The following is an 18,114-nucleotide window of genomic DNA, read 5'->3' on the forward strand; positions in this document are numbered from 1 at the left end:
AACGCATCCTGACCTCCATCTTGGAATTTCTTCACCCATTGGTACACTTGTTGATAGGAAACCTTAAACTGGTCTGCCGTCCTCTGATAGTCGTGCTGATGTGCCATACAATATTGAACAATATCGATTCGTTCCTGCCAAGTTGTAGAACGTCCTTTGGTCATCGCATGTGCTCCCCCTGAATAAGCTTTTAAGCCGCTATGGCCATTATACTGCTTAATCCAGTTGGAGAGCTGCGTTCGACTAGCAATCTTGTATTTATCGATGATCTGGTACTGGGACAAGCCCCCCTCCAGGTAATCCTTTACTGCCTGAAGCTTAAGCTCAGCGCTGTAGCTCCGATTATGAACTTGACGCTCCAGCCCTTCAAAACCATACACATTATAACGTTGTCGCCATTTAACTAATGTTGTTTTTGAAATGCCGTATTTCTTTGTAGCATCCTTTAGACTAATCTCACCATTTGTTATTTCACCGATGATAGCTAGTTTATCTGCCGGACTATATTTTTCTTTAGGCATGAAAAAGCTCCCCTTACAGTACCAGGTTTTATTATTTCACCTGTCTACCATATGGGGAGCATATCATCGTTTCACGTATCCGATTCAGCCTCTTCTTTTTCTATCCACACAAGAAATCAAACTCTGAATAAAGACGCCTTTATGGGTTGCTTTACTATTATCTTTCTCTATATTTTTATTGAGACTAATAACCACTGCTTCAACCATTTGTTATTAATAAAAACAAAAGACCCGAAAGACAGGCACTTTTTCGAGTGTCTATCTTTCGGGTCTTCTTTCACATTAAGTTTTTTCGTTTAGTAAAGCGTCAAATATTGATCGCGTTCCCATTGGTGAACCTGGGTCCGGTACATATCCCATTCGATTTCCTTGAGCTCGTAGAAATGTGCAAGCGCGTGTTCGCCAAGCGCTTCACAAACGATATCGCTGCGGAGCATTTCATCAAGCGCTTCCTTCAAATCAAGCGGCAGACTTGGAATTCCAGCATCCTGACGCTCTTCCTCCGTCATGATGTAAATATTGCGATCTGTAGGAGCCGGCAGAGGCAGCTTATTCTTAATACCGTCAAGACCTGCTTTCAGCATAACTGCCAGCGCCAGATACGGATTAGCCGCAGGGTCTGGATTTCGAACCTCTACGCGCGTGCTAAGACCACGCGAAGCTGGAATACGAATCATAGGCGAACGATTGCTTGCGGACCATGCAACGTAGCAAGGTGCCTCGTAGCCTGGAACAAGACGCTTGTAGGAATTGACTGTCGGGTTCGTAATTGCGGCCATTGCACGGGCATGCTCCAGAATACCTGCCATATAATGACGGGCAGCTACACTTAAACCGAGCTTGTCCTTCTCATCGTAAAATACATTGGTATCGCCTTGGAATAATGATTGGTGACAGTGCATGCCTGAGCCATTCACGCCGAACAAAGGCTTAGGCATAAAGGATGCATGAAGACCGTGCTCCCGGGCGATTGTTTTTACAACAAGCTTAAAGGTTTGAATTTGATCAGCCGCTTTAATAGCATCGGCATATTTAAAATCGATTTCGTGCTGACCAGGAGCTACCTCGTGGTGGGAAGCCTCGATTTCAAAGCCCATTTCCTCTAGTGTCAATACGATTTCACGCCGGCAATTCTCGCCCATATCCATTGGTGCCAAGTCAAAATAACCGCCTTGGTCATTAAGCTCAGTCGTAGGCTCGCCGCGCTCGTCCGTCTTGAACAAGAAAAACTCAGGCTCCGGTCCAACATTCATCGCTGTATAACCGAGCTCCTCCGCTTCCTTAAGCGCACGCTTCAAAATACCGCGCGGGTCTCCAGCGAACGGCGTGCCGTCCGGCATATAAATATCGCAAATTAAACGAGCAACGCGATCTTGTGCTACCCAAGGGAAGACAACCCAAGTATCTAAATCAGGGTATAAGTACATATCGGATTCTTCAATTCGTACATAACCTTCAATGGAAGACCCGTCAAACATCATTTTATTATCGAGCGCTTTATCAAGCTGACTGACCGGAATTTCGACGTTTTTTATCGTACCTAGCAAATCAGTAAATTGCAAACGGATGAAACGAACATTTTGCTCCACTGCAATACGCTTGATGTCTTCTTTAGTAAAACTCACAGAATCATCTCCTTTGATGGTTTATCATTCGTTAAATCACTCTAACGTTTATTCAAGAATCGAGTCAATTGACCTTGTATGAGAGAGGCTTGACCCGGTCTTTTCTCCAGCAGCTGCTGTTTAAGCATCCGGTGAAGCTGTTGATCGGATAGCTCCCTGCGCTTCACTTCAGACTGCTCGCTGACAATCGTCGCATCCTCCGATTCCTTGGAAACCGGATTCATAACCTGCTTGATGCCTGCGATATTAACGCCCTTCTCAATTAGAGATTTAATTTCCAATAGCCGTTCTACATCATTGAACGAAAATAGCCGTTGGTTGCCTGCCGTTCTCGCAGGCACAATCAATTCATGCTGCTCGTAGTAACGGATTTGGCGTGCCGTTAAGTCCGTCAGCTTCATTACGATGCCGATAGGGAATAAGGCCATATTTCTGCGAATCTCATCAGCCATGCCGCATCAACCTTCCATACGCTCATTTATATGACCATTGTAAACGCTATACCATAAATGTGTCAAGTTATGTGAGGTTTGGTCACAATTAAACCACTATTCACAAGTCGGTATAACGCAGTTAAAATACCATATTTCGCATGAGCATAGGTGAGTCCACCCTGCATGTAGGCAATGTATGGCTCTCGAATCGGCGCATCAGCTGACAGCTCAAGGCTGCCGCCTTGAATGAACGTTCCTGCCGCCATAATAACAGCATTCTCGTAGCCTGGCATGTCCCATGGCTCAGGCACGACATGTGAATCAACCGCGGCTGCCTGCTGAATGCCTTGTACGAAAGCGATCAGATGCTCGGCTTGTCCGAATCGAACCGCTTGAATTAGATCGGTACGAGGCTCATGCCAACGCGGCTTCGTTTCAAAGCCAAGCTCTTCGAACAGCGCTGCAGCTAGTACACTTCCTTTGACTGCTTGTCCAACCAAGTGCGGGGCCAGAAATAAGCCCTGAAACATCCCGCGCAGCGTGCCAAGCATTGCGCCGACATCACCGCCTATGCCAGGCGCTGTCAAGCGATAAGCTGCAGCTTCAACGCAAGCTGCCGTGCCGGCAATGTAGCCTCCTGTTTCTGCTAATCCACCGCCAGGGTTTTTGATAAGCGAGCCTGCCATAAGGTCAACACCTGCCTGAGTAGGCTCCAGCAGTTCCGTAAATTCCCCATAGCAGTTATCTACGAAAACAAGCACATCAGGCTTCATCGCTTTTACCCGTTTGACGATGGCTTCGATCTCAGCCACTGTTAAAGATGCTCGCCACTCATAGCCTCGCGAGCGCTGAATGCCAATTACTTTGGTTTGATCCGAAATCGCTGATTCAATTCGCTCCCAGTCGAGTCCGCCGTCCGCCAGCAGCGCCACTTCCGCATATTTCACACCCCAGTCCTGAAGCGAGCCCTTTCCATCTCCCGGCTTACCAATGACTTTATGGAGTGTATCATATGGTCTTCCTGTCACATATAAAAGCTCGTCTCCTGGACGTAAAATCCCGAACAACGCACAGCTGATCGTATGCGTCCCGGAAACAAAATGAGGCCTAACAATCGCCGCTTCCGCCCCCATCACATCCGCATAGACGAGATCGAGAACCTCACGACCGCGATCGTTATAGCCATAGCCCGTAGAGCCTGTAAAATGAAAATCGCTAACTTTGTGGCGCTGAAATGCTTCTATGACTTTCCACTGATTACGCTCTGCTATCCGTTCAACTGTGCGAAATGCCGCATCCGCACGCTGCTCCGCTTCCTCTGCCAGCCTCTCCATATACGCCCAAACCTTCTGCTTTTCCTGCTCTTGCTGCTCTTTCATCTATGATCTTCCCCTTCTATTTATACTGCCCCTGCCCGCTAAACAAGATAGGGCTGCAGTCGGTGTCCATGCTGCTCATATTGCTGCTTGCTAACATGAATCGTCAGCTGCAGCGCTTCTTCAACAACCTCTTGCTTAATGACCTCTCCGCTGCGGTAAGCGAGCGCAATCAAATCCCCGCGTTCGGCTGGCACCGCGAAGGTCAGTATATCCCCGCTTAATCTGGCTTGAATCGTCTCGCGAAGCAGCTCAAGATCCGCTGTCTCATAAGCGCTGATCACCAGATTATCGCCGCCGGTAACAGGCAAGTCAGAAAGCGTGCCGCTGACAGCGACCAAATCCTTTTTATTATAGACCATAACCATTGGCTTATCTGACGCGCCTAGATCGCCCAATATTTGATGCACGACGGCAATCTGCTCATCACGCATAGGCGAGCTGCTGTCAATGACATGCAGGACAAGATCGGCCTCGCAGACCTCTTCTAATGTTGCGCGAAAAGCTGCCACGAGATCATGCGGCAAATTTTGAATAAAGCCTACCGTATCCGTCAAAACCACTTCCCTGCCATTAGGCAGCTCGAGTGCGCGCGATGTCGGGTCAAGCGTAGCAAATAATTGATTCTCTACATACACATCCGCGTTCGTCAGCTCGCGAAGCAGCGTGGATTTGCCCGCATTCGTGTAGCCTACCAAAGCAACTTGAATGACACCTGATTTTTTGCGGCGTTCGCGATGCAGCTTACGGTGACGAACGACCTCCTCAAGCACAGACTTCAGATCCGTGATACGATCACGGATATGACGACGATCCGTCTCGAGCTTCGTCTCACCAGGACCTCTGGTTCCTATACCGCCCCCAAGTCGAGACAAATTTTTGCCGTGACCAGATAGACGGGGCAGCAGATAGCTCAGCTGGGCAAGCTCAACTTGAATAATGCCTTCTCGTGTATTCGCTCTTCCAGCAAAAATATCCAAAATAAGCTGCGTGCGATCCACGATTTTGAGATCAAGCGTTTCCTCCAGATTTCTAACCTGTGCGCCTGACAGCTCCTGATCAAAAATCGCAGTTGTAGCGCCCAGTTCATCCGCCAGCGCTTTGACCTCTTGGACCTTGCCCTTGCCTATAAACCATTTGGAATCGACCTTCTCTTTATTTTGCGTGATCGTCGTAAGCACCTCGACCCCTGCTGTCTCCGTAAGCTGCACAAGCTCTTGCAGGGAGTGCTCAGGATCAATTCCTTTGCGCTTATCATCCGAAGTGACCAGACTGATCAATATCGCCTTCTCATGCATATTTGAATTCGTATCGAATGTCTTCTCGCTCATGCTAAGCTCCTTATATAAATCGTCTAATTTACGTCTTTATGTCCCACTTTAAATCCTCAGGCTTAATCGACATCAGCTCATGCTTTGGCGGGACAGAACTGGAATACAGGGCCAGCAGACGAACCGCTTGATAGCGAACGGCCTTCTCTATTGTATTTCTCACATATCGGGCATTGCTGAACGAGAACATCGCATTTTGCTTCTCCTGCATTAAATGCTGTCTTAATTTAAATATCGTCTGCGGCTGCAAAATATAATCCCGATCCTTTGCCATCAGCTCACTGATCTGGATCAATTGATCAACAGAATAGTCTGGAAACTCAATCTGAATAGGAAAACGTGATGGCAGTCCCGGATTCGTAAGCAAAAAATTTTCAATTTCCGCGGGGTAGCCTGCCAAAATAAGCACGAATTGATTGCGATGATCCTCCATCGCCTTCACCAGCGTGTCGATCGCTTCCTTGCCAAAATCCTTCTCTCCTCCGCGCGCAAGGCTGTAAGCCTCGTCTACAAACAGCACGCCGCCGATCGCTTTACGTACGAGATCACGCGTCTTTTGAGCCGTATGACCGATATACTCGCCAACGAGATCCGCGCGTTCGACCTCAATGAGATGCCCCTTCGACAGGACGCCCATCTTCTGAAACAGCTTCGCGACGATACGGGCAATGCTCGTTTTCCCCGTCCCCGGATTGCCTTTGAAGATCATATGATAAACCTGAGAGCCGCCGGACAAGCCCGCTTCTGATCGCATGCGGCTTATATAAAGCAAGGCGTATATTTCATACACTAGTGACTTCACGTTATCCATGCCGATCATCGGCTCCAGCTCTTTCTGAATATCAGCATAATGATCTGCGCTGGGCAGAGGCTTTACGACAGGCAGCGGGTCCGGCTCCAACGCATGGGCAGAGGCTCCAGCCTGAAAGGAATCCTGACTTCTTAATATCACATTGATTTGCCTTGAAGGTCTAGCAGATCCGCTGCCCGGTCCTGATATGACGTGTCCACTCATCTGTCGCATCACCTATCCTTTGCATCGAAAGCTATAGCGGTTGACCGCACTACAAGTTTATTCTACCTTGCGGCCGCATATTAGCAGAATCAGAGCATGGAATCGGAAGAGCGAATACCAACGGATAAGAGCAGCCAATTAAGCTTCCATTTCGTAAAAGCAAGTATCTCACGCGACTCGTTATAGACTGGATTTAATACTTCGGAACGTGTTGCAGCTACCTGTAACGGGTCAAAATCAAGTGATTTCGCGACCTCCTTCGCTCTAGCCGCATGATAATCATGCGTGATGACGATGAGGCTGGACAGGCTGTTCTGATCAGCGATTGCTTTGCTAAACATCAAATTCTGATAGGTGCTGGTCGCTTCTTCCTCTAGCAAAAGCTTGTCAGCTGAAATACCATTTGCGATTAAAAAATCGCGCATGCCCTCAGCTTCTGTTTTCGTAGATCCATTCGCTCCGAGACCTCCGGATAAAATAAGCTTGTCCACCGTACCCTCCTCCACGAGACGAATCGCCAAATACAAACGCTCCCGAAGCGCCGGGCTAGGTACATCATTCCATAAAGCGGCCCCGAGTACGATGCCGGCATCCGCTTTGGCCAAGGGCTTATCTATATCGTATCCATTAATTAACCACAATAAATATCCGCACCAAAATACACCTGCAACCACAACCCAGGCTGCAACACGAAACAGGAGCAGCCACGGACGATTTTTTTTCGTTCGTTTGCGTGGACTGCTCCTCCGACCTGTTGCTGTGCTCATGATTCACTTAGCTCCCCAGTTCGCTCCAGCAGACTTTTTCTATGCTTCAAGCTGAGTGTAAAGTAACGGAACCGCCCATTTCGAATGCTCGAGAGTAATTTGCCGGCTGTTTTGCGCGCAAGCGCAACATCCTTCCCATTCACATCGCCTTGCCTATGCGCATCCTCTAGCTCATCCTCATCCATTAGAAACACTTCGCCGCTCGGAAGAACGACGACATCCAAATACAGATCATCGAACCAAGGCACCTGTTGATCAGTAAGACCTTGCGTTTTACAAACATCAATATACCACTGTACGACGGAGCCTTTGTCATCAAACATCGTTGTGACAACAAAATGCTCGCCTCTTGGGAAATGCTGCATCCACAGGTAGCCTCGGTCTGCGAGACATAGCCGCCGTCCGTTATATTCCTTCCACAGCGGCTCCCGAAGCTCATGAATCCTGTAGAACGTAACGAGACCTTTGAACTCATCGCCATCAAGCGCAAGGCAGGAATAGCTTTTGCGCAAAATACGCCGCCAGTTGGCCCGGTCAGAAAATTTTCTCTTCATACGGAACGTACCTTTCCGGTCAAGTGGGAAAAGCCCGCAACAGCTTGCGAATGCTCCTCTTTGTATCGATCAAACAACATTCTCCATCCATTCTCCACGCGACTGACGATTAATGATTTTCCTATAAAAAAAGATTACCATATCTTATCGTCCATCTCCAGCCAACAGTCAAAATAAACCAAGCCACATGTCCCATTCCTACGAAAAAAATCGCCATCCCGAAACGGGACAGCGATTCTTATCAGCTTTCTTCAATAACAATCGATTCAATGACAATGCGCTCAGTCGGAATGTTGTTTTTGGTTGGTGTTTTGGCAATAGCCCGAACAATATCTAAGCCGCTGGATACCTTACCGAATATGGTGTATTTCGGCTCACGGTTTAAGTTTTCCGCATCCGGTCCGGTGGATATAAAGAACTGACTGCCTCCCGAATTCGGCTGACCTGCATTAGCCATGGCCACAATGCCTTCTTCATACTTCCTACTCGTGTCCAGCTCATCAGGAATCGTATAGCCAGGCGTACCGGTGCCATTGCCATTGGGGTCACCGCTTTGAATCATAAATGACTCAATAATGCTATGAAACGTTAGACCATCATAGAACCCTTCACGAGCAAGAAACACAAAATTATTTACTGTCACTGGGGCTTCCTTCGCAAACAGCTCGACTGTAAATGGCCCCTTCGAAGTTTGGAACTTTGCGGAATAAGCCTTATTCAAATCAATGATCATATCAGGCATCTTATTCCAGCTCATTGTCTTCGTTGAAGCTGCAGCACTATTCCCGTCTGTTCCACCGCCATCCGTCTTACTGCCGCAGCCAGCAACCAGCATCAGCGCGGCGATCAACATGATGAAAAGCGAGAACTGTGCTTTGTTTCCATTTGCCATTTAACCACCCGTTCCTTGCGTAATGCCGCCGGTATCAGTGCCGCCAATTACGTCATTACTGCTTCCGGTGCCTGCCTCCTGATTTGGAGTCGGAGTAGGACTTGGCTCAACCGGTTGATTGCCGCCGCCCGGACTTTGCGTCTCGATCGGTCCTTCTGTGCCATCAGCCGGATTTGGAGAAGGCTGCTCACCCGCATCTCCTTCGATTGGCGGCATGGTGGCTTCGCCATCTGGTTCAGTCGGTGTAGGTTCCATCGGGATATCAGGAATAATCTCTGTTTCCGGAATTTCCACCTTAACGGTCTGAGAAGGCGCGCTTTCCAGATCATTTTTGGCATCATAAGCAACGACGTAATATTCATAAGTAAGCCCTGGGAATACGCTCATATCATCGACTCCTGTTGTTGTCAGAGAGTCTACGAAACGAATATATTCACTTTCAGAGGCTTCCTTGCGAAATACTTGATAGGTCACATCTTCGCCCTCTATAGGGTCCCAAGACAGCTGAACCTTCATTTCTTCCGGAAAAAACTCGGCATTAAAATTCGTAATCGCTGCCGGCGGTTTATCTTCTTTGATACCCTGCGGTTTGTTAAAGCTTGATTTCGGGACATTTTTCATAGCGGATTGCATCACCTTAGCGAATAGAGCAGCCGATTGACTGCTTCCTTTCTTTAGGATATGCTCCTTGTCCGTCCTATCGTATCCCATCCACACGGCCGCTGTCCACTCCGGCGTATAGCCGACAAACCATGCGTCGCGTATGCCATTGCCTCTGTAATTCGGCAGCCCGTGCTGCGTAGTGCCCGTTTTGCCTGCAACCGGACGGTCTATAGCCGCACTTGTTCCCGTGCCGCCTCTCTCCACAACTTTCTGCATCATTTCGGTCAAATACCATGCTGTATCCTCGGACATCAGCTGCTTCGCTTTCGGCGCTTCATAGGTATACGTATACCCTTTACCTTCAATCTTCACGATCGAATGAGGGTCAACCGATTTACCTCCGTTCGCCATTACGCTATAGGCCGTTGCCATTTGCAGAGGCGTTGCCCCCTTGCTCATACCGCCGAGCGCGATGGCTAAATTTCGATCTTCTTTCGTAAATTCAAGTCCAAGCTTTTCCGCAAAATCGATTCCGTTCTGGATACCGATATGATTCAGCGTCCATACCGCAGCCAGATTTCGGGAATCCTTTATCGCCTGCGTCATCGACACAGGCGTCGCTCCCCAACGGTTGCCAATTTCGGTAGGACAATAATCGCCGAAGCACTTCTTGTCATTCTCAAGAATCGTCCAAGGGAACATCTTGCCAGTCTCGAGCGCAGGCCCATAGGAAAGAATAGGCTTGATCGCCGAACCCGGCTGACGCAGTACTTGGACGCGGTTATGGGTAAGTGCCTTCTGCACGTAATCGCGCCCGCCGGCCAAAGCCTTGATCGCGCCGTCCCGGTGATCAATAATGACCATCGCTCCCTGTACGATCTGCTCGTCAACACTCTTCTCAAAATTATCGTCATTCGCGAACTGCGCATCCATGGCCGTTTGCGCCTGTTGATTAAGTGTTGTATAAATATGGAAGCCTCCGATACGAAGCTCTTCCTCTGTGATGTTCGTTACCTTAATGGCTTCCTCAATGACATAATCAAGATAAGCTTGTGACACATTCGTGCTGCTGTTGTCCTCCTCTAAGTGCTTTGGCGCCACATATTCGACTGCCTTTGCTTCCTCCGCCTCTTGAGCTGTGATATAGCCTTGCTGCTCCATAAGCATCAGGACGACCGCCCTGCGTTTCGCTGATTCCTCAGGGTTGTTAATCGGATTATAGAGGTTAGGCGCCTTCGGCATTGCCGCGAGCGTTGCTACCTGCCAAAGCTTCAAATTCTCAAGCTCGGTATCAAAATAGTACTCGGATGCCGCTTTAACGCCATGCACCCCTTTACCGAAATAAATCCGGTTCAAATACAGCGTTAAAATGTCCTGCTTCGACATTTGATGCTCCAGAGCAACGGCAATCGAAGCCTCAGTCGCTTTCCGGAAAAAGGTTTTATCCGCACTAAGAAAAACGTTCTTGGCAAGCTGCTGCGTAATAGTGCTGCCGCCTTCAACAGCGCTGCGTGCGATAATATCCTTCACGATAGCCCGTCCGATGGCAAAGAAATCAATCCCGGAATGCTCGTAAAAGCGCTGATCCTCCGTAGCGACAATTGCATTGAGCAAAGGCTCGGGGATTTCACTGAATTCCGCCATTTCACGATTTTCCTCATAATGATAAAGCTTGGCAACTTCATTGTTATCCGCATCATAAATAATGGACGCCTCGCCAAAATCAAGCTTGTTGCCGTGCTCCGCTAATATCCGTTCTCCGTTGAGAATGATGAGCAAATACCCGATAATGCCGCATACGACAGCAATCGCCGCTGTAAAAAACAATCCATAGAACCATTTCCGTCTTGAAAATTTTGTTTTCTTCAATTTCGGTGCAGTCTTGCTGCGTGGTCGTTCAGCCATTGCCGACTCCCCTCCTGTTGTTCCAATTTCTATCTTTACTAGTTTTACCCCGAAATGCAAAGAGCAACCCATTTTGGAGCGGGTTGCTCTTGCATGCCGCTATCTAGTTAAACGTACCTTGCTATAAGAAAGTTTCATTATCCACCCTCGCCTATGTGTCGGAGCCGATATTGTCCTGCTGCATAAGTGATATATTCCGCTGCGGTGTGAACGTGGAGATCGCATGTTTATAAACCATTTGTTGACGGCCTTCACTGTCAATGATGATCGTGAAATTGTCAAAAGCTTTAATAACGCCCCGAATTTGGAAACCGTTCATTAAGAAAACCGTTACCGGTATGTTATCCTTGCGCAGCTGATTAAGAAAAGTATCTTGAATATTGATCGATTTGTTCATTGGACGTTACCCCCGTTTAAAAAAGATTGATTAGAAGTATATTCAAGATTATCTTGAAACTTTCCTGTAATTATACCATGAATGGCTTGCAAATTGTTGTGAAAATTTTCCCCATTATCGATCCAATGAATATCCTTCATATGGCGAAACCACGAAAGCTGGCGCTTCGCAAACCTTCTCGTATCACGTTTGAGACGCTCCACTGCGGCCTCGTACGAGCAATTGCCGAGCAAATAATCGATCATTTCTTTGTAGCCTAGAGCCTGAAGCGCCACGGCATGCGGCGGCAAATTACGCTCCAGCAGACGCTTGACCTCATCCAGCAAGCCTTGCTCCAGCATCAGGTCTATGCGCTCTTCTATTCTACGATACAGCACCGCACGGTCCATAGTCAAACCGATGATGCATAGCTCATAAGGCGAGTCCTTGGTTTGACCGGCCTGCTGCTCAGAGAAGGTCTGCCCCGTCATATGATACACCTCAAGCGCCCTAACGACTCGGCGCAGATCATTCGGATGGAGACGCTGCGCTGCCGGAGGATCTATAGCAGCCAAACGCGAATGAAGCGCTTCTGCGCCATGTTCTGCCGCAAAGCTCTCCTGCTCCTGACGAAAGGCTTCATCGGACCCATGATCGGCAAACTGGTATTGATAGCATACCGACTCTATATAAAGACCCGTCCCCCCCACAATAAAAGGAAGCTTCTCCCGCGCTGCGATTTCTTTAATAGCATGAGCGGCGCCCGCCTGAAAGTCGGCAGCCGAATAAGCCTCCTCCGGCTCACAAATATCGATCAGGTGATGCGGAATGCCTTCCCGCTCATGCGGGGCGATTTTCGCAGTTCCGATATCCATGCCGCGGTAAACCTGCATCGAGTCGCCTGAAACAATTTCTGCGTTCCACGCCTTCGCGATGTCCAGGCTCATTCTTGTTTTACCGACCGCCGTTGGTCCTATAAGAACGAGCAGCGGCTGCTTGCGGCTATCAGCCTCCTTGCCGTTTGGCTGCTCTAAACGCTGATGTTGATTCAAACCTCGATCACTCCATATGCTATTTTCGACGTATTCACATGTCTTCGATCAAACCCAAGACGAGCAAACTCCCCGCTTGCTTGATGCTCCTTCAGCACGACGCTTTTGCGGGCAACACGCTTCGCGTGTTCGATGACCTCCGGACTAAGCGCATCCATATTCGCAATCGATCGGAGAGGCTCCATCGAACTGGAAGCGTGGATCGGCTCCCTGAACATCGGATCGAAATAGATAATATCTGTACTTTTATCTGGCTGGCCCTTTAAATAATCCAAATGATTGACGTTAAGCAGAACGATTCGCCTCATCGCCTCATTTACATCGGGAAGACCTGTCTCATAGGCCGCTAAGCCCTCGCGAACGAGCGCGCAGAGCACAGGCTCGCTCTCTATCGCTGTGACACTGCCGGTTTCGCCTGCAGCATACGAGAAAACGAGAGAATCCGCTCCAAGACCTGCGGTGCAATCCAAAATGTGATCCCCCGCTAAGCAGCCGGACAGCTGAACGAGCGGGTCCGGCTCGCCCCGGCGCAGCCGCTTCACACGAACAAAGGCCATGCTTGGATGAAAATAAAGCGGCGATTCCGCTTCTCCCTCATAATAGCGGACCTCGCGCTCGGTTACAACGAGCAGTCGCGCATCATTCGTTAAAGTAAGAAGCTTGCGCACGGTTAGATTGCCGCGCGGTTTGAGCTGTGCATGAAGCTCCGATGCTAAACGCGCCGCCTGCTCGAGCGCTTTTTCCGACGGCTTTGCGGTTGTCGTTACAATCAAGACATCACCCGCTTAAACATTTTTTCCAGCTGATACGTCGACAAATGCACGATAATGGGCCGGCCGTGCGGACACGTATAAGGCTGTTTACAGGTAGACAATCTTGCCAGCAGCGTCTCGCCTTCCTCACGATTCATCCGGTCATTGGCTTTGATAGACGCTTTGCATGCAACCATAATCGCCGCTTTCTCACGAAACTTCGCGATATTGATCGATTTGCGCTCAGCGATGAGCAGCTCAGCCATTTCCTCCAGCAGCGACTTCTCTTCGCCCTGCGGCATCCATTCCGGATAGGCGCGCACAAGAAAGGTTTGGGAGCCAAAGGCCTCAAGCTCAACTCCAGCTTGCTCGAATAAGGGGAGCAGCTCCCGTAGCTGCGAAGCCTCTCCCGCTGTAAATTCCAAGGTTAAAGGGACGAGCAGCTGCTGACTTGCGGCTTCAGGGTTCCCAAATTTTTGGAAAAAGTATTCATAATTGATGCGCTCATGCGCCGCATGCTGGTCAATTAAATAAAGCCCGTCCTCAGCCTGTGCGACAATGTATGTGCCGTGATGCTGACCGATCCAATGAAGCTCGGGAAAAGCAGGCTGCGCTTCATCGGCATTCTCTGCAGCTGCATGCGCAGGAAGAGCTTGCCCGGATGCTGCATTTACTTCTGAAACAGCCTCGAATTCCATAAACGGATCAGGCAACATTTCTTTACTTCGTACGTCACGATCTAGAGCCGCCGCGGAAGGGGCAGCTTGCTCCAAAGGTATCGTTAGCTCGCGTACGACAAGAAGGTCCTCCTTCGCGGGTGCAGCAGGCGCATACAGCTTCTCCGCCGCATTGCGGGGAATATATTCCCGGTTAATCTGAGGCTGCTCATAACTAGAGCCTGATCCTTTGTTCCCACTCTGGACGTATGGTGATGATGCAGCAGGCTCCAATCGATGAAATGAGATGGCATCCTGCACAAATACAGGCTTCGAGCGCTCCTGTCTTCCGTGTGACTCTGGTCCGGGTATATGGCGCTGACGACCCAGCACCTCTTTTACTGCCGCTTCGATTAATGAACGAAGCTCAGCCTCCTTGCTGAATCTGACCTCCATCTTAGAAGGGTGAACATTGACATCCAACAGACTGGGATGCATACCCAGCTCCAGCACAGCAAGCGGGTAACGGTTAATTGGCAGCAGCGTATGATACGCCTGCATCAAAGCCTGATTGATCGCATGGCTTCGTATATATCGGCCATTTACAATAGCTGTAATTCCATTGCGATTAGCACGTGTAAGCTCCGGTTTGGATATAAAGCCGCGAAGCTCGTAGTCGGCGTTCTCGGCTTCGACCGGCAGCATTGTCTTTGCTGTATTCGATCCGTACACCGCAGCGATAACCTGCAGCCTGTCTCCTGTTCCAAGCGTTCTAAGCAGCACATTTCCGTTATGCTTGAACGTGAAAGCGATGCCCGGATGCGCCAGCGCAATCCGATTCACAAAGTCAGAAATATGCCCCAGCTCGGTTTGAATAGCTTTCATATATTTAAGTCGCGCAGGTGTATTGTAGAACAAGTCGCGCACAATCATATCCGTTCCTTGCGGCGCATTCGCCGGCTCATCGGCCGTTACATGGCCACCCTCAATCACGATGCGTCTTGCGAGTCCTGTCGTTGTCTCCGACGAAACGCATTGCAGACGAGATACGGATGCGATACTCGGGAGCGCTTCACCGCGAAAGCCGAGACTGGCAATGCGAAACAGATCGCTGCTTGTTGCGATTTTGCTGGTGGCATGCCGTTGAAAAGCGGTTGCGATATCGCCTGCTTCGATTCCGAAACCATCATCGGTCACCCTTATTAACGCAAGACCGCCTTCCTCGATCGATATATCGACAGTCGTGCTCCCGGCATCGACAGCATTCTCAACAAGCTCCTTCACCACCGATGCGGGCCGCTCAACCACCTCGCCCGCAGCGATTTGGTTCGCGAGCTGCTCGTCCAGCACCTTGATTTTCCCCATAGTGTGACCGCACCCCCTTTCTTCAATTAAGCTTAACTGCCCAGCTTGCTCTTCATATCATTAAGCCATTGCATCGCTTGCATTGGCGTGAGATTAAATAAATCCAGCTTACGGAGCTGCTCAGCCAGCTGCTCGGCCTTTGGGCTTGCCGCTTTGCGTCGCACGGATTCAGACTCCGCTGCTGCTGCAGGCTCATCGAATATAGACAGCTGTACAATCCTGCGTGATTCCGCGAAGTGAGCGGATTTGTCTTGGTGTTCCGAGTAGATTTCCGGTGGCTTCAGATGTTCCACGGGTTTCACAATCGCACTCGAAAGCGCCGTAAGAGCAGCAAAATCAGCATGCGCTTCGGTCTCATGAAGCAGCTCATACGACCTGCCAATAATCGATTGTGGAAGGCCCGCGAGCTGGGCACAATAAATGCCATAGCTAGTGCTTGCGGCTCCCGGAATGAGCTTCCGCAGGAAGGTCACTTGATCACCGCTCTCCTCAACGGCCATCCGGGCGTTTGTAAGCGAAGGCAGTGAATCCTCCAGATGTGCAAGCTCATGAAAATGAGTGGAGACGAGCGCTTTGCAGCCAATATGATGATGAACATACTCGATGACCGCCTGCGCAATCGCCATCCCTTCTCCAGTCGAGGTTCCGCGGCCCAGCTCATCTATGATGACAAGCGAATTTGCTGTCGCCTTCTCGGTCATGATCTGTATATCCTTCATCTCGACCATGAACGTGCTTTGGCCGCCGATTAAATCGTCGGCTGCCCCAATCCGCGTAAATATGCGATCGATTAACGGAATAACCGCAGACTTGGCCGGCACGAAGCAGCCAATCTGGGCCATGATGCAGATGAGTGCCACCTGCCGCATGTATGTGCTTTTGCCTGCCATGTTCGGTCCGGTAATAAGCAGCATCCACTGCTCATCTTTCTTCAGAGAGGTGCTGTTGGCTATGAAAGGCATTCCATCCATCATTGCCTCAACGACTGGATGCTTGCCATCTTCAATTTGCAGATCGTAGCTCTCGCTAACCTGCGGCCTTGCAAATCGCCGTTCAGCACTGACCGTGGCGAGCGATTGGTACACGTCCAGCTCTGCGATGACGCCCGCAGCCTTCTGTAGTCGATGCAGATGAAGGGCAAGATGATCCCGCAGCTCGATAAAACGCTCGTATTCCAAATCGACCATTTTGTCCTCGGCTTCCAGAATCAGTCGCTCCTTCTCCTTCAGCTCAGGCGTGACGAACCGCTCAGCATTGGCGAGCGTCTGCTTCCGTTCATAACGTCCTTCCGGAAGCATGCTCAGATTCGCTTTGGACACTTCCAAATAATAGCCGAATACTTTGTTGTAGCCGATTTTCAAAGATTTGATTCCGGTTGCCTCGCGCTCTTGACGCTCCAGCTCCGCTAACCATTTTTTTCCGTTCACGCTTGCTTCGCGCAGCTGATCCAAATAAGCATCGTAGCCGTCGCGAATGAGCCCTCCCTCACGAATAGAGACCGGCGGCTCGTCCACGAGCACCGTCTCGATAAGCTCCGCTAAATCCGCGCAGTCATCCATGCCATCCACAATAGCTTGAAGCACCGGCGAGCCGGATTGCTCGCATAGAGCAGTCAATCCCGGGATACGCCGCAGCGAGCTGCGAAGCGCGTTCAGGTCGCGTCCGTTTGCATTGCCGAACGCTACTCTGCCGACGAGACGCTCCAAATCATAGATCGGCTGCAGCTCCGAACGCATATCGTCTCTTAAAATTAAGTTTTTGTATAACGTTTCAACCGCATCAAGCCTGTCATTAACGGCCTTGCTGCTAAGAAGCGGCTTGTCGATCCATCGTCGCAATAAACGGGCGCCCATCGAAGTTTGCGTTTTATCAAGCAGCCAGAGCAGCGAACCCTTCTTATTCCGATCGCGTACCGTCTCAGTCAGCTCCAGATTGCGTCTTGTATAATGATCCAAAATCATATACTGGTTCGGCTCGTAGGCATGAAAGCTTCGAACATGTCCAAGCGAACGCTTCTGCGTCTCATCCAAGTAGCCCGTCAGCACGCTGACAGCCCTAAGGCGCGCATCGGACAGACGGCTAAGCGCTGCCTCGCCATACTGCAAAGAAAGCTTGTCCGCCTCCATCGGCTCACGAGCTGTCAGCGTCAGCTGACGATTCCACACTGCTGCAGCTTGAACCTTGTCCAACAGCTCGACATCGCCAACAAGCTCCGAAGGCTGGTACACATTAATTTCATCGATCAGCGACTCCAGCTGCTCCGGAAATGATGTGACATAAAGCTCACCTGTAGATAAATCGCATGCGGACAACCCCAGCATGCCGCCTACACGAACAACCGCCGCGATGAAATTATTCGTTTTGCCCTCTAGCGACTTAGACTCCATGACGGTGCCGGGAGTAATAATCCGCACAATTTCCCTGCGTACGACACCCTTGGCAGCCGAGGGGTCCTCCACTTGCTCGCATATTGCTACCTTATAGCCCTTGTCAACTAAACGGCTTATATAGTTTTCTGCGGAGTGATAAGGCACACCGCACATCGGTATTTTCTGTTCTCCCCCGCCCTCGCGTCCGGTCAACGTAATTTCAAGCTCACGCGATGCCGCGATCGCATCATCAAAAAACATTTCGTAAAAATCGCCCAGCCTAAAAAATAAAAAAGCGTCCTTCGCTTCTTCTTTTATCGCAAGATATTGCAAAATCATCGGAGTATATCCAGCCATCCCGATCCTCCTCATAGTAAACATCAGAAATCTATTATACCAAGCGGAACAGATGTACGCCATAACAACGCAAAGGGTGCCGGATCAAGCAACATGATTCGTATAACATACTGCTTGTTCCAGCAGCCCATTCGTCTAAGTGATGATTTCGCCACTTGCGGATC

The 18,114-nt window shown here is 49.7% G+C and carries 15 protein-coding genes; all 15 read right to left on the reverse strand.

What is annotated here, in order from left to right:
- On the reverse strand, positions 1-521 hold a 521-nt coding region (locus ACO9K6_RS02500; RefSeq protein ID WP_424765961.1), incomplete at its 3' end, for a transposase.
- A gap of 296 nt (positions 522-817) precedes the next feature.
- Positions 818-2,146, reverse strand: a complete 1,329-nt coding sequence (gene glnA, locus ACO9K6_RS02505; protein ID WP_424765962.1) for a type I glutamate--ammonia ligase — start codon at positions 2,144-2,146, stop codon at positions 818-820.
- Positions 2,147-2,187: 41 nt separating this feature from the next.
- On the reverse strand, positions 2,188-2,598 hold the full coding sequence (locus tag ACO9K6_RS02510; protein ID WP_424765963.1) for a MerR family transcriptional regulator: 411 nt from the start codon (positions 2,596-2,598) through the stop codon (positions 2,188-2,190).
- Positions 2,599-2,660: 62 nt separating this feature from the next.
- On the reverse strand, positions 2,661-3,959 hold the full coding sequence (locus ACO9K6_RS02515; RefSeq protein WP_424765964.1) for a methionine gamma-lyase family protein: 1,299 nt from the start codon (positions 3,957-3,959) through the stop codon (positions 2,661-2,663).
- A gap of 38 nt (positions 3,960-3,997) precedes the next feature.
- Positions 3,998-5,287: a GTPase HflX gene (hflX, locus tag ACO9K6_RS02520; RefSeq protein ID WP_424765965.1), complete on the reverse strand. Its 1,290-nt coding sequence runs from the start codon at positions 5,285-5,287 to the stop codon at positions 3,998-4,000.
- A gap of 28 nt (positions 5,288-5,315) precedes the next feature.
- Positions 5,316-6,302, reverse strand: a complete 987-nt coding sequence (locus ACO9K6_RS02525) for an AAA family ATPase (protein ID WP_424765966.1) — start codon at positions 6,300-6,302, stop codon at positions 5,316-5,318.
- Between the two features lie 89 nt (positions 6,303-6,391).
- On the reverse strand, positions 6,392-7,069 hold the full coding sequence (locus ACO9K6_RS02530; protein ID WP_424765967.1) for a YdcF family protein: 678 nt from the start codon (positions 7,067-7,069) through the stop codon (positions 6,392-6,394).
- Positions 7,066-7,623: a ribonuclease FAU-1 family protein gene (locus tag ACO9K6_RS02535; protein ID WP_424765968.1), complete on the reverse strand. Its 558-nt coding sequence runs from the start codon at positions 7,621-7,623 to the stop codon at positions 7,066-7,068. Before ACO9K6_RS02535 ends, ACO9K6_RS02530 begins: the two co-directional genes overlap by 4 nt.
- 241 nt (positions 7,624-7,864) lie before the next feature.
- Positions 7,865-8,515, reverse strand: coding sequence for a peptidylprolyl isomerase (locus ACO9K6_RS02540; RefSeq protein WP_424765969.1), 651 nt, complete (start codon positions 8,513-8,515; stop codon positions 7,865-7,867).
- Positions 8,516-11,023: a transglycosylase domain-containing protein gene (locus ACO9K6_RS02545; protein ID WP_424765970.1), complete on the reverse strand. Its 2,508-nt coding sequence runs from the start codon at positions 11,021-11,023 to the stop codon at positions 8,516-8,518. It lies immediately after the preceding gene.
- 151 nt (positions 11,024-11,174) lie between these two features.
- Positions 11,175-11,420, reverse strand: a complete 246-nt coding sequence (gene hfq, locus ACO9K6_RS02550; RefSeq protein ID WP_424765971.1) for an RNA chaperone Hfq — start codon at positions 11,418-11,420, stop codon at positions 11,175-11,177.
- A complete protein-coding gene (gene miaA, locus ACO9K6_RS02555) occupies positions 11,417-12,451 on the reverse strand; it encodes a tRNA (adenosine(37)-N6)-dimethylallyltransferase MiaA (protein WP_424765972.1) in 1,035 nt (344 codons plus the stop codon). The genes hfq and miaA overlap by 4 nt, the downstream gene beginning before the upstream one ends.
- Positions 12,448-13,224 carry a class I SAM-dependent methyltransferase gene (locus ACO9K6_RS02560; protein ID WP_424765973.1) on the reverse strand — a complete coding sequence of 259 codons (777 nt, stop codon included), beginning with the start codon at positions 13,222-13,224 and terminating at the stop codon, positions 12,448-12,450. The genes miaA and ACO9K6_RS02560 overlap by 4 nt, the downstream gene beginning before the upstream one ends.
- Positions 13,221-15,224 carry a DNA mismatch repair endonuclease MutL gene (mutL, locus tag ACO9K6_RS02565; RefSeq protein ID WP_424765974.1) on the reverse strand — a complete coding sequence of 668 codons (2,004 nt, stop codon included), beginning with the start codon at positions 15,222-15,224 and terminating at the stop codon, positions 13,221-13,223. The genes ACO9K6_RS02560 and mutL overlap by 4 nt, the downstream gene beginning before the upstream one ends.
- A gap of 32 nt (positions 15,225-15,256) precedes the next feature.
- Entirely contained in the window at positions 15,257-17,950 is a 2,694-nt protein-coding gene (gene mutS / locus ACO9K6_RS02570; protein ID WP_424765975.1) for a DNA mismatch repair protein MutS, read from the reverse strand.
- Between the last annotated feature and the right edge of the window lie 164 nt (positions 17,951-18,114).

The sequence above is a fragment of the Paenibacillus praedii genome (genome assembly GCF_049725345.1).
In the GTDB taxonomy this organism is placed as follows: domain Bacteria; phylum Bacillota; class Bacilli; order Paenibacillales; family Paenibacillaceae; genus Pristimantibacillus.